Consider the following 12,693-nt stretch of genomic DNA (forward strand, 5'->3'; position numbering starts at 1 on the left):
GAATTTTGGGCGCAGCCCGAAGGGACGGGGCAGATTTTGTGCGCCGCTGTGTTGCTCGTCGCTCATTTGCATGAGCAAATTTCGCTTCTCGCGCCTTGCTGCGCACAAAATCTGCCTCCGTCGCGGCCACGTTTGAAGTGGGAACAGACCCTAGGTGACGCGCCAGCCGCAGACCCTCAAATGCGGCTTTGCCGGTGTAGCGCCTTAGAGCTTGATCCAGGTCGCTTTCAGTTCGGTGTACTTGTCAAAAGCGTGCAGGGATTTGTCGCGGCCATTGCCGGATTGCTTAAAGCCGCCAAAGGGCGCGGTCATATCACCGGCATCGTACTGATTCACCCAGACGCTGCCGGAACGCAGCGCCCGCGCCGTCTGATGCGCCTTGGACAGGTTGGATGTCCAAAGCCCTGCACCCAGTCCGTAGAGCGTGTCGTTGGCAATGCGGATGGCGTCTTCTACGCCGTCAAACTCAATCACTGACAGCACCGGGCCGAAGATTTCTTCGCGGGCGATTTTCATCGAGTTGGTCACCCCGTCAAAAATCGTTGGCTCAACGTACAGCCCGCCGCTTTCTTGCATCACGCGGTTGCCGCCCACCAGCACTTTCGCGCCTTCGGCTTTGCCCGCTTCGATATAAGACAGTACGGTATTGAGCTGCTGGTTGTCGGCGAGCGCCCCTACGTTGGTTTGTGGATCAAGCGGGTTGCCGGGCTTCCAAGCCTTGATGGCCGCAACCACCATCGGCAAAAAGCGCTCCTTGATGGATTTTTCCACCAACAGGCGGGAACCTGCGGTGCAGACTTCACCTTGGTTAAAGGCAATGCCGGTCGCAACGGCAGCGGCGGCCTCTTCCAGGTCTTTGGCATCGGCGAAGACGATATTCGGGCTTTTGCCGCCGGCTTCCAGCCAAACGCGCTTCATGTTCGACTCGCCTGCGTAAACCAATAGTTGCTTGGCGGTGCGGGTGGAGCCGGTAAAGACCAGCGTATCGACATCCATATGCAGCCCCAGCGCTTTGCCGACCTTGTGACCAAAGCCAGGCAGCACGTTGAGCACGCCGTTCGGCAGACCCGCCTCGGTCGCAAGCGCAGCAATGCGAATGGCGGTCAGCGGGGATTTTTCCGAGGGTTTGAGCACCACCGAGTTGCCGCTGGCGAGCGCAGGTCCCAGTTTCCAGCAAGCCATCATCAACGGGAAGTTCCACGGCACCACGGCAGCAACCACGCCAACCGGCTCGCGCGTAATCAGCCCCAACTGCTCGCGTGGAGTGGGCGCGATTTCGTCATACAGCTTGTCGGTGGCTTCGGCGCTCCAGCGGATGGCCTCTGCCGAACCTGGAATATCGACCGCAAGCGCATCGCTGATGGGCTTGCCCATGTCCAAGGTTTCCAGCAGCGCGAGTTCTTCGGCGTGCTCTTCCAGCAAATCGGCAAAACGGCACAAAACCTGTTTACGCTCGGCGGGAGCCATCTGCGACCAAGTACCGCTGTTAAAGGTAGCGCGGGCGCTGGCAATCGCACGATCCGCATCACTGCTGTCACAACTTGAAACTTGTGCCAGCGTGCGCCCGTCAATCGGGCTAATGCAGGCAAAGGTTTCGCCGGAATCAGCCGCCGTGTAAGCGCCGTTAATATAGGCGCGGCCTTCAATCTGAAGGGTTTCGGCACGTTTTTGCCAATCGGCAAAGGTAAGCCCACTCATTGTTATCATCCTCTTGTTGTTTACCCGCAAAAGCCGCGGGCGCGAAAAACGCTGACACTAACCTTTAAGCTACGTATTTTTCAACTCCCGTTGCTTAACTTGCAGGAGAGTGAAACAAAAAACCCGCCGATGGCGGGTTTTTGACGCAACAGAAGCCTTATTTAATTTTGGCTTCTTTGTAAATCACGTGCTTGCGCAGTACCGGGTCGAATTTTTTAATCTCGATTTTATCCGGCGTGGTGCGCTTGTTTTTGTCGGTGGTGTAAAAATGACCGGTTCCGGCGCTGGAGACCAGACGAATCAGTTCACGAGGCATGGTGTTCTCCCTTAGATTTTTTCGCCGCGCGCGCGCAGCTCAGCGAGGATGGTATCAATCCCGCGCTTGTCAATCACACGCATGCCCTTGGCAGAGACGCGCAGACGCACAAAGCGGTTTTCAGATTCAACCCAGAAGCGGTGGTATTGCAGGTTCGGCAAAAAACGACGGCGCGTTTTGTTGTTGGCGTGGGAAACGTTGTTTCCACTCATTGGCCCCTTGCCGGTGACTTGACAAACTCTAGACATGACAGTTTCAGCCCTTTTGCAGCGCATGCCGAACCCGGCATGGGTCGCGGCGAAAATAAATAAAGCGGCAGACAAGCCACCCGAAAAATAGGCGCGAATTTATAGCAGAAAGCTAAGTCTTCGGCAAGGAAAAATTGGCTTTCCTTGCCCTAGGGTCTGCTCCCGCTTCAAACGCGAGCCGCGCTGCTGCTCAAAATTTCGCCAGACTAGGCGCAGCATGCAGCCAATGTGTACAACCTTGGCAAAGGCTGCAACAACGTATGGCGAAATTTTGCGCGCAGCCCGAAGGGACGGGCCAGATTTTGTGCGCTGCGGTGTTGCTCGTCGTTCATTTGCATGAGCAAATTTCTCTCCTCGCGCCTTGCTGCGCGCAAAATCTGGCTCCGTCGCGGCCACGTTTGAAGCGGGAACAGACCCTGCCCCAGAAAGCAAAAAGCCTCCCAGTTACGGGAGGCTTTGCGTTGGTAGCTGCCTTTGCCTTTTTTCGGTTTTTCCTGCCGACTGCGAAACAGTGGCTTGGCGATAAGGGCTTTGGCGTGGTTTATTCGCTTGGCTTTATCTGTCACCTTAAGTCTTCCTCGCTGAATCTAAAGGGTCGCGCAGCATGGCGTTTGGCGAACACAAAATCAATGCGGTATTACCCTCGCCCGCTTGCGGGCGAGGGGAGAAAGCAGCGGCTAAGGACACTCTGAACACCTTATCGAGGAAAACCCGCCCATGAAACGTCCCTTTTTTCGTTTGACGACGTGCCTTATCGCTTGCCTCACCGCGCTGCTGAGTGCTTGTTTGCCAGGAAATTCTTTTATGAACAAACGTATCCGCGCCACAGAATTTTTCAAGGATCGCTATCTGCTGATGGCCCAGGCCATCGAACAGAACAACATGGCCCAGTTAAAGCAACTGGGGCGCGGTCAGGACTTGAGCCAGAAAGGCGAGCAAGATATGGATCTGATGTGGTTCGCCATTGCCCGCAAGAACTTTGATGCCATTCGTACCTTGGTGGAATTGGGCGTAGACCCGGAGAAGCAACCCGCCGACGGCATCGGTACGGCACTGGACCTTGCTTTTATGATGCAGGACGACACGCGCTATCTTGAGGCCATGCTTGATGGTGGGCTATCACCAAATTACGCCGACAACCCACCGCCGATGCTCCATCGTGGGGTGGCTGGCGGGTTGGCGCACGTCAAATTGTTGCTGCAACGCGGCACCCGTCTTGACGACCGTACTCCCAACGTGCGCAGAACCGCCTTGCTTGAGGCCATCACCAGGGTCAAACCCGATATTGCCATTTACTTATTGCAACAAGGTGCGGATTTCAATGCGTACACGGTCATTGGTGTCACGCCCGCTTGGGCGGTGTATCTGGAAGTCAAAGACGGTCAACCGGGTCATCCTGTGCACACCCAATTTTTGGCACTACGCGATCTGATGATAGAAAAAGGTGCCAAATGGCCGCCTGATTCTCCGCTTGAAGTGCGCGAGCAAATGCGCGCGCGCGGCGAAACCCCACTCGTTCCGCCCAGCCAGTCGCGCTGAACAAGTGCTTGCCTGTGTATGGAGGAAAGCCTGCCCATGAAACGTCCCTTTTTTCGTTTTACGACTGGCCTTGTTGCTTGCCTCACCGCGCTGCTGAGTGCTTGTCTGTCAGGAAGCCCTTTGACGAACAAACGTATCCGCGCCACAGAATTTTTCAAGGATCGCTATCTGCTGATGGCTCAGGCCATCGAACAGAACAACATGGCCCAGTTAAAACAACTGGCGCGCGGCCAGGACTTGAGCCAGAAAGGCGACCAAGATATGGATCTGCTGTGGTTCGCCATTGCCCGCAAGAACTTTGATGCCATTCGTACCTTGGTGGAATTGGGCGTTGACCCGGAGAAACAAGCCGCCAACGGCATCGGTACGGCACTGGACCTTGCTTTTATGATGCAGGACGACACGCGCTATCTTGAGGCCGTGCTTGACGGTGGGCTATCACCAAATTACGCCGACAACCCACCGCCGATGCTCCATCGTGGGGTGGCTGGTGGGTTGGCGCACGTCAAATTGTTGCTGCAACGCGGCACCCGTCTTGACGACCGTATTCCCAGCGTGCGCAGAACTGCCTTGCTTGAGGCCATCACCAGGTTCAAACCCGATGTTGCCATTTACTTATTGCAACAAGGTGCGGATTTCAATGCGTACACGGTCATTGGTGTCACGCCCGCTTGGGCGGTGTATCTGGAAGTCAAAGACGGTCAATCGGGTCATCCTGTGCACACCCAATTTCTGGCACTACGCGATCTGATGATAGAAAAAGGTGCCCAATGGCCGCCTGATTCTCCGCTTGAAGTGCGCGAGCAAATGCGCGCGCGCGGCGAAACCCCACTCGTTCCGCCCAGCCAGACGCGCTGACTTATCCCGATCATCCATAATCAGGTCAGACATGGAGCCGTCCGACAATTTTGCCTATTGCTTAGGCACTGCCAATCTGCTTTTGAGAACAGTACCCGTAATGAAAGATAAAAAAGCCAGGAGATATAAAAATGAAATATAAACAAGTAGGGTTCAGCATGGGGATTGCAGTCCCCAGGCTTGGTAATTTTGCTGACATATCTTCAATTAAAAAAGAAATAGCTACTTATGTTGAGTCTATTTTGCCAAAAATAAATATTGAAGACCTATCGGGATGGAAGCTGACTTTTCACACTACTTACGCATGCACAGACTTCATTGGGGTTTATAAAAAATTTCTACGATACCCTTCAGATAGAGAATACGTAATTTCGATTGCCATCGCCATTCCCGATAATACGCAAGCGCCTTATGGTATACCGCCTAGAAGAGATGGAACAATTGGCTCTTTTCGTCCAGCAAGAAGCAACCGCTCCCATCTTTTGGATCCTGAGTATGATAAATATGACAATCTTGACCAATATATTCTTGCGGCAGCAATAAAGGCGATAGACCTCGGCTTCACCAAAGGCTTCACTTGTTACGGTAAGAAAATAAAATTTCAAGATTTATAATGACTCGCACATTACCCTGCCCTCATATAGCCTTTCAGCGACGAGGGGATTTTTGGTAAATCGAAAAACAAGAGAATACGCAATAAAATACAAACAAATAAGGAGATATGAAAATGAAAAGTAAACCAAAAGTTACAGATTTCAAATTAGGCAGCATTTTTTTCGTTCCATTCCGAGACGGCGTAAACGGCGTATTCGGATACGTAAAATATGACTGTAATACCCGCAGCAATCCAAAGAGTATTAACTTGCCGCTCGCCGACATTTACAATCGAGTCTGCCGATTGGATGAGTGGTCGGAAGATATCAAGCAAGAAGAAATAAAAATTCACGACATGATTTTAAGTCTTGTGAATCACTTCCATAAGTCATATTTCAACACAAGACCTATGGTGCTAACCGATTATCACACAGACATTATTCACCCGGTTAAATATGGATTCTTTAAAATAGGCACCAAGAAGCTTTGGTATGATGCCGATGCAAAAGACGTCGTCTATCCTGATAGTGATGAGCAATACAGAGAAGTAGAAATGGCACTAGCCCCTTACGACCAGGCTTATATAGAAGCCATTTTCATTGGTATAAATGTTAAATATGGCGATGAGATCCCTGGTTTTGATCGGGAAGACTAGGGTTCGATCTCGTCGCTATGCTTTATTCTTTTTTCACGCTATTTGCAGCAGGGCATTGAGGGCAATAGAGGCTTTTATGACCACACAACATTACAAAATCGACCTCTTTGCCTATTGCTTAGGCACTGCCAATCTGCTTTTGAGAACAGTACCCGTAATGAAAGATAAAAAAGTTAAACAAGTAAGAGCCATCATGCCGATATCAGTCCCTGGGATTTGGAATTTTGCTGACATGGGCCCAATTGAGCGAAAAGTAAATACTTATATTGATTCTATTTTGCCAAGAATAAACATTGAAGATATATCGGGATGGAGGCTGCTTTTACACATTAATTCCGTATGCTCAGACCTCATTTCGGTTTATAAAAAATTCCTACGGTATCCTTCAGATCGAGAATACGTGATTTACTTACCATCCCTATCCCCGATAATACGCAAGCGCCTTATGGCATGCCGCCTGGGCGAGATGGAACGATTGGCCATTTTCGTTCAATAAGAGACAGAGGCAAGCAATCCCATCTTTTGGAGCCTGAGTATGATCAATATGATGATCTCAACCAATATATTCTTGCGTCAGCAATAAAGGCTATAGACCTTGGCTTCACCAAAGGTTTCACTTGCTATGGGAAGAAAATAAAATTTCAAGATTTATCATGTTCGCATAGGACTCTCCCCGCATAGAAATACTAATGAAATATAAACAACCAAGGAAATATATAAATGAAAGATAAAAAAGTTAAACAAGTAAGCATCGGCCTGGGGATTGAAGTCATTGGGCTTCGTAAGTTTGCTAACGTATTTTCAATTGACAAAAAAATAGCCACTTATGTTAAGTCTATTTTGCCAAGAATAAACATGGAAGACCTATCGGGATGGAGGCTACAACTCCACATTAGCTACCTACCCACAGACTTCATTAGCGTTTATAAAAAATTTCTACGGTATCCTTCAGATAGAGAATACGTGATTTCGATTGGCATCCCCATCCCCGATAATACGCAAGCGCCTTATGGCATGCCGACTGGCGAAGATGGAAAAATTAGCCTTTTTTGTCGTTCAGCAAGTGGCAAACACAGCCATCTTTTATATCCTGAGTATGATCAATATGACAATCTTAACCAATATATTCTTGCGTCAGCAATAAAGGCGATAGACCTTGGCTTCACCAAAGGTTTCACTTGTTACGGTAAGAAAATAAAATTTCAAGATTTATAATGCTCGCATAGGACTCTCCCCGTATAGAAATACTAATGAAATATAAACAATCAAGGGAACATATAAATGAAAGATAATAAAGTTAAACAAGTAAATGTCAATATGGGGATTGAAGTCATTGGGCTTCTTAATTTTGCTGACGTATTTTCAATTAACAAAAAATAGATACTTATGTTGAGTCTATTTTGCCAAGAATTAACATGGAAGATCTATCGGGATGGAAGCTATCTTTCAGCATTGCTTACCGATGCACAGACTTCATTGCAATTTATAAAAAATTTTTACGGTATCCTTCAGATAGAGAATACGTAATTTCATTTTCCATCCCCATCCCCGATAATACACAAGCGCCTTATGGCATGCCGCCTGCCGTAGATGGAAGAATTGGCTATTTTCATCCAGGAAGAAGCAACAGCTCCCATCTTTTGAATCCTGAGTATGATCAATATGACAATCTTGACCAATATATTCTTGCGGCAGTAATAAAGGCGATAGACCTTGGCTTTACCAAAGGTTTCACTTGTTATGGAAAGAAAATAAAATTTCAAGATTTATAATGACTCGCATGGTCTTTCAGCGACGAGGGGATTTTTTGACAAATCGTAAAAAACAAGGTAATCCGCAATGAAATATAAAAAATTCAGGAGATATAAAAATGAAAGATAAAAAAGTTAAACAAGTAGGAGTCAGTATGGGGCTTGAAGTCCTTGGGCTCAATGATTTTGTTGACACATCTTCAATTAGAAAAAAAATAAAGACTTATATTGAGTCTATTTTGCCAAGAATCAACATGGAAGACCTATCGGGATGGAGGCTAACTTTCTTCATTAATTACCGGCACACAGATCTCATTGGGGTTTTTAAAAAATTTTTCCGGTATCCTTCAGATAGAGAATACGAAATTTCGATTGCCATGCCCATCCCCGATAATACGCAAGCACCTTATGGCATGCCGTCTGCCAAAGATGGAAGAGTTGGCGATTTTCTTCCAATAAGAAGCGACCGCTTCCATCCTTTGGATCCTGAGTATCATAAATATGACAATCTTGACCAATATATTATTGCGTCAGCAATAAAGGCGATAGACCTTGGCTTTACCAAAGGGTTCACTTGTTACGGTAAGAAAATAAAATTTCAAGATTTATAATGACTCTCCACTCATATCGCCTGATGGTACGCAAGCGTTTATTGGCACCGACAGGACTGGTGCGCACGCTGACCGGGGTAAACCGGCCAAAACCGCCCGATAGCGGGCGGTTGGGTGAGGTTTTGCCAAATAACAGATACCGATTCATTCGTTACAAAACCAAAACCGGACTTGTTATTAAGGTTGCCTAAAGGTTAAGCGGCTTGCCGGAGAGCGCAAGACAGAGTTCGGTAAGCCCCACCCACGGATCGCCTGCGGCTCTTCCTTTGATTTGCGCGTCGATTTGAGCCGCTTGCACCCGCATTGAAGCGAGCGGAGGCTTTCTTTGCAGGGCACGGGTGATAAGTGGGCGGCGTTTTTCGCGTATCGGTGGGCGGATATTGGCGAAGGCTTGATTGAGCGAGCCTTGCGCGGCGGCTAGATTTGCCAAAATGCGTATTTCCCGCGCCAATGCCCAGAGGATGACAATGCTCTCTACGCCTTCGTTGCGCAGTCCGTGCAGGGTGCGCAGTGTGTGTACGGCATCGCCGTTTAAAGCGCTATCGATCAGGCCAAAGACATCAAAGCGGGCGCTGTCGGCTACTGCGCTTTGCACCGTTGCTGCGTCCAGATGACTGTTTGGCGCAAGCAGTTTGAGTTTTTCGATTTCCTGCGCGGCGGCGAGCAGGTTGCCTTCTACCCGTGCGGCGAGCAGTTCTACCGCGTCCTTATCGGCGCTGATGCCGGATGCGCTAAGGCGCTGTTGTATCCAGAGCGGCAGCGCGGCGGCCTCAAGCGGCCAGATGGGTACAAAGCAAGCACTTTTGTGCTCAAAGAGCGCTTTGCACCATTTGCTTTTTTGCGTGTTGCTGTCCAGCTTGGGCAGGGTCAGCAGCAGGATTTTGTCCGCAGGCGGTTGATTTAAGTATTCGAGCAATAGCGCCGCGCCTTTGTCGCCAGGTTTGCCGCTTTGCAGTCGCACATCGAGCAGCGTTTTTTCGGCAAACAGGGAGAGGCTCGCGCCTGCCTCGTAGAGTCTGCCCCAATCAAAGCCACTGTCTGCGTTCAGCACTTGGCGTTCGTTAAAACCCGCCTGCTTGCAGGCCGCACGGATGGCATCAAGCGCTTCTTGCACCAGCAGCGGCTCGTCACCACTGATGGCATAGAGCGGTGCCAGCGTGCCGCCCGCCAGTTGTTTGGGCAATTGTGGCAGATTAAGTTTCACTGCGCCTCGGCGGCATCCAAGGCGCGCTGGCGGCGCAAGGCTTCTTCCTCTGCTTGCTTTTGTTCGGCGCGGCGCTGCCAGCTATCCAAGGTTTGCGGTGTTAAGGCTTGCAGGCGCAGCAGCAGTTGCTCGATCAGTTCGCGGCGCATTTCGACTTCCAACTGGTCTTGCTCGCCACTGCCGGCGGCAATATTGTTGTCATCTTGCAGATAGATGCGGCGAACTTGCAGGGAGTCTTCACTTAATAACAGGCGGTTTTTGCCCAGCAGTTGCCAGTCAAGCTCAAGCAGCAGTTCGATTTCGTTGGTCTGTGCGCTGCCGCCACGACCGAGCGCCCGTGAGCTCTGTTTTTCTTCCACTAAAACCAGCGTAGGGAAAGCGCCAGCGCGAACCTCTACTTGCCGTTTTTGCAGCGCTTCTTGCAATTGCTTGGCCGTCTGTCCATAGCGGTTACGCGCTTCGATGGCGATTTCACTGATGGCAAATTGGCTGGCATCCATGCCGCGCAGATGAAAACCGCAAGCGCTGAGCAGGCCGATCACACAGAGTAAGGCGTATTTTTTCATGCCGTTAAGACCTTTAGTTAGCCACGATATTAACCAGCTTGCCCGGCACAAGGATGACCTTGCGCACGGTAAGCCCTTGCAAAAAGTGCCGGGTTTTTTCATCGGCCAATGCGCCGCTTTCAATCTGCTCGCGGCTGGCATCGGCGGCAACTTCCAAGTAACTGCGCAGTTTGCCGTTGATCTGGATCACCAGTTGCAGGCGCTCTTGCAGCAATGCGGCTTCATCACAGGCAGGCCAAGCGGCATCGATAATATCGCCCGTCTGCCCTAAGTGTTGCCAGAGCGCCTGGCAGATATGCGGGCAAATCGGCGCGAGCAGCAGCAGCGCGGTGACCAGGCCTTCTTGCAGTAGCGCGCGGTTTTGTGCGCCCTCGCCTGAGATTTTTTCCAGCACGTTCATCAGCCCCATCACTTGGGCAATGGCGGTGTTGAATTTGTGTTCACTGCTGATGTCGTAGCTGGCCTGTTTGATGGCGCTGTGAATGGCGCGGCGGACGGCTTTTTGCTCGTCATCCAAATTTTTTATATCCAGTGAACCGGCCGGTTCGCTGTTGATATGGCGATAAGCCAGCCGCCAAATGCGCCGCAAAAAGCGGCTGGCGCCTTCGACACCGGCATCGGACCATTCCAGCGAAGCCTGCGGGGGCGCGGCGAACAGCATAAACAAGCGGCAGGTGTCCGCGCCGTATTGCTCCATCATCGCTTGTGGGTCTACCCCGTTGTTTTTCGACTTGGACATTTTTTCCATGCCGCCGATGGCGACCAATGCGCCGTCGCTTTTCAATACGGCGCTTTTGATTTTGCCTTTGCTGTCGCGGGTGACTTCCACGTCCGCCGGATTAAACCAGTCTTTCGCGCCATTGGCTTGCTCGCGGTAGTAGGTTTCGGCAATCACCATGCCTTGGGTGAGCAGGTTTTTAAAAGGCTCGTCGGAATTGACCAGCCCTTCATCACGCATCAGTTTGTAGAAGAACCTTGCGTAGAGCAGGTGCAAAATCGCGTGTTCAATGCCACCGATATATTGGTCAACCGGCAGCCAGTAGTTAGCGGCCTTGGGGTCGAGCATGCCTTCGCTGTAGTGCGGGCAGCAGTAACGTGCGTAGTACCAGGAGGATTCGACAAAGGTATCCATCGTATCGGTTTCGCGCCGCGCGGGTTTGCCGCTGGCAGGGCTCTGGCACTGATAAAACTGCGGCATTTTGGCGAGCGGCGAGCCGCTGCCGTCCGGCAGCAGGTTTTCTGGCAGGCGCACCGGCAGGTCTTCAGCAGGAACGGTCAATGCGCCTAGCTGTTCGTCGTGAATAATGGGAATCGGGCAGCCCCAATAACGCTGGCGGCTGATGCCCCAGTCGCGCAGACGGTATTGCACGCGAGCCTCGCCCAGACCTTTGGCTTTGAGCATGGCTTCAATGGCATCGAAGGCATCAGCAAAGCCAAGCCCATCAAGCTCGCCCGAGTTAATCAGTGTGCCTTGTTCGGCGTAAGCCTCTTGCCAAGCTGCGGGCGTGGTTTCACCGGCTGAAGTACGGATCACCAGTTTGATCGGCAGGCCGTATTGGCAGGCAAAGGCAAAGTCGCGCTCATCGTGCGCCGGAACGGCCATCACCGCGCCTTCGCCATAACCCATCAGTACGTAGTTGGCGACCCAAACGGGCAGGCGCTCATCGGTTAACGGATGACGCACAAAAAGGCCGCTCGCCATGCCCTTTTTCTCTTGGCTGGCCTGCGCCGCCTCAGACACGCCGCCTTTTTTGCATTCGTCGATAAAGGCTTGCAGCTCGGGGTTGTTTTGCGCAGCTTGAGCGGCTAACGGATGCTCGGCGGCTACGGCGACATAGGTCGCGCCCAGCAGCGTATCCGGCCTGGTGGTGAAGACTTTAAGCTGCCCGCCACGGCCTATGCTGGCTTGGTCATAGGGAAAGCTGATGTCCATCCCGCGCGATTTGCCAATCCAGTTGCGCTGCATGGTTTTTACCGATTCCGGCCAGCCGGGCAGCTCATCCAGGCCGCTTAGCAGTTCTTCGGCGTAGTCGGTGATGCGAAAGTAATACATGGGGATTTCGCGTTTTTCCACCAACGCGCCGGAACGCCAGCCGCGTCCGTCAATCACTTGCTCGTTGGCAAGCACGGTTTGGTCGACCGGGTCCCAGTTGACCGTGCCGTTTTTGCGGTAAATCAACCCTTTTTGGTACAGACGGGTAAACAGCCACTGTTCCCAGCGGTAGTAGTCTTCTTTGCAAGTGGTGACTTCGCGCGACCAGTCAATCGCCAGCCCCAGCCGCTTAAGCTGCGCCTTCATATGCTCGATATTGGCGTAAGTCCATTCGGCTGGCGGGCGTTTGTTTTGCAGCGCGGCATTTTCCGCCGGCATGCCGAAGGCATCCCAACCCATCGGCTGCAATACGTTTTTGCCCAACATGCGCTGGTAACGCGCTATCGCATCGCCGATCGCGTAGTTGCGCACATGCCCCATATGCAGCTTGCCGCTGGGGTAAGGCAGCATCGACAGGCAATAAAACGGCTCTTTGTTTTCGTCCTCGTGCACCTCAAAGCATTTTTGTTGCTCCCAATGCGCTTGCACGGCGGCTTCGAGGGTTTGCGGTTGGTAGTCTTCTGGGATTATTTCGGACATGACGGGAAAAGGCTGGCAGTT

Annotated in this window: 13 protein-coding genes and 2 pseudogenes; 8 read left to right on the forward strand and 7 right to left on the reverse strand. The window is 51.4% G+C overall.

What is annotated here, in order from left to right:
* Window positions 1-204: 204 nt before the first annotated feature.
* The 4 genes and pseudogenes from AXE65_RS03195 to arfA form a co-directional block, all read right to left on the reverse strand.
* The gene (locus tag AXE65_RS03195; RefSeq protein ID WP_068388008.1) at window positions 205-1,698 is read right to left on the reverse strand and encodes an aldehyde dehydrogenase; all 1,494 of its coding nucleotides are present in this window, start codon (window positions 1,696-1,698) and stop codon (window positions 205-207) included.
* A 157-nt stretch (window positions 1,699-1,855) separates the two neighbouring features.
* Complete coding sequence (gene rpmG, locus AXE65_RS03200; RefSeq protein WP_068388011.1) at window positions 1,856-2,014, reverse strand: 50S ribosomal protein L33; 159 nt, start codon at window positions 2,012-2,014, stop codon at window positions 1,856-1,858.
* An 11-nt stretch (window positions 2,015-2,025) separates the two neighbouring features.
* Window positions 2,026-2,262 (reverse strand): 50S ribosomal protein L28, encoded by a 237-nt coding sequence (rpmB, locus tag AXE65_RS03205; protein WP_068388157.1) that lies wholly within the window; start codon window positions 2,260-2,262, stop codon window positions 2,026-2,028.
* Between the two features lie 434 nt (window positions 2,263-2,696).
* Window positions 2,697-2,828, reverse strand: a pseudogene (arfA, locus tag AXE65_RS14130) (alternative ribosome rescue factor ArfA); the annotation flags it as partial.
* 238 nt (window positions 2,829-3,066) lie between these two features.
* On the opposite strand from arfA, the gene AXE65_RS03215 reads away from it, so the two are divergent.
* The 8 genes and pseudogenes from AXE65_RS03215 (at window position 3,067) to imm9 (AXE65_RS03250) (ending at window position 8,270) form a co-directional block, all read left to right on the forward strand.
* Entirely contained in the window at window positions 3,067-3,801 is a 735-nt protein-coding gene (locus AXE65_RS03215; RefSeq protein ID WP_068388014.1) for an ankyrin repeat domain-containing protein, read from the forward strand.
* A gap of 120 nt (window positions 3,802-3,921) precedes the next feature.
* Window positions 3,922-4,659, forward strand: coding sequence for an ankyrin repeat domain-containing protein (locus AXE65_RS03220; RefSeq protein WP_153015372.1), 738 nt, complete (start codon window positions 3,922-3,924; stop codon window positions 4,657-4,659).
* Between the two features lie 131 nt (window positions 4,660-4,790).
* Complete coding sequence (imm9, locus tag AXE65_RS03225; protein ID WP_068388020.1) at window positions 4,791-5,273, forward strand: Imm9 family immunity protein; 483 nt, start codon at window positions 4,791-4,793, stop codon at window positions 5,271-5,273.
* A 113-nt stretch (window positions 5,274-5,386) separates the two neighbouring features.
* Window positions 5,387-5,908 (forward strand): hypothetical protein, encoded by a 522-nt coding sequence (locus tag AXE65_RS03230; RefSeq protein ID WP_068388024.1) that lies wholly within the window; start codon window positions 5,387-5,389, stop codon window positions 5,906-5,908.
* Window positions 5,909-6,140: 232 nt separating this feature from the next.
* Window positions 6,141-6,589 (forward strand): annotated as a pseudogene (imm9, locus tag AXE65_RS14400) (Imm9 family immunity protein).
* Between the two features lie 39 nt (window positions 6,590-6,628).
* Entirely contained in the window at window positions 6,629-7,123 is a 495-nt protein-coding gene (imm9, locus tag AXE65_RS03240) for an Imm9 family immunity protein (RefSeq protein ID WP_068388029.1), read from the forward strand.
* 200 nt (window positions 7,124-7,323) lie between these two features.
* Entirely contained in the window at window positions 7,324-7,680 is a 357-nt protein-coding gene (gene imm9 / locus AXE65_RS03245; protein WP_068388032.1) for an Imm9 family immunity protein, read from the forward strand.
* Window positions 7,681-7,778: 98 nt separating this feature from the next.
* Window positions 7,779-8,270, forward strand: coding sequence for an Imm9 family immunity protein (imm9, locus tag AXE65_RS03250; protein WP_068388036.1), 492 nt, complete (start codon window positions 7,779-7,781; stop codon window positions 8,268-8,270).
* Window positions 8,271-8,457: 187 nt separating this feature from the next.
* On the opposite strand, the gene holA is transcribed toward imm9 (AXE65_RS03250), so the two are convergent.
* From holA to leuS, 3 genes are read right to left on the reverse strand one after another with little or no spacing between them, the layout of a single operon-like run.
* The gene (holA, locus tag AXE65_RS03255) at window positions 8,458-9,474 is read right to left on the reverse strand and encodes a DNA polymerase III subunit delta (protein ID WP_068388039.1); all 1,017 of its coding nucleotides are present in this window, start codon (window positions 9,472-9,474) and stop codon (window positions 8,458-8,460) included.
* Window positions 9,471-10,040, reverse strand: a complete 570-nt coding sequence (locus AXE65_RS03260; RefSeq protein WP_068388042.1) for an LPS-assembly lipoprotein LptE — start codon at window positions 10,038-10,040, stop codon at window positions 9,471-9,473. Before AXE65_RS03260 ends, holA begins: the two co-directional genes overlap by 4 nt.
* Window positions 10,041-10,053: 13 nt before the next feature.
* Window positions 10,054-12,660: a leucine--tRNA ligase gene (gene leuS / locus AXE65_RS03265; protein ID WP_068388160.1), complete on the reverse strand. Its 2,607-nt coding sequence runs from the start codon at window positions 12,658-12,660 to the stop codon at window positions 10,054-10,056.
* Between the last annotated feature and the right edge of the window lie 33 nt (window positions 12,661-12,693).

It is taken from the genome of Ventosimonas gracilis (assembly GCF_001580025.1).
GTDB classification, from domain to species: Bacteria; Pseudomonadota; Gammaproteobacteria; order Pseudomonadales; family Pseudomonadaceae; genus Ventosimonas; species Ventosimonas gracilis.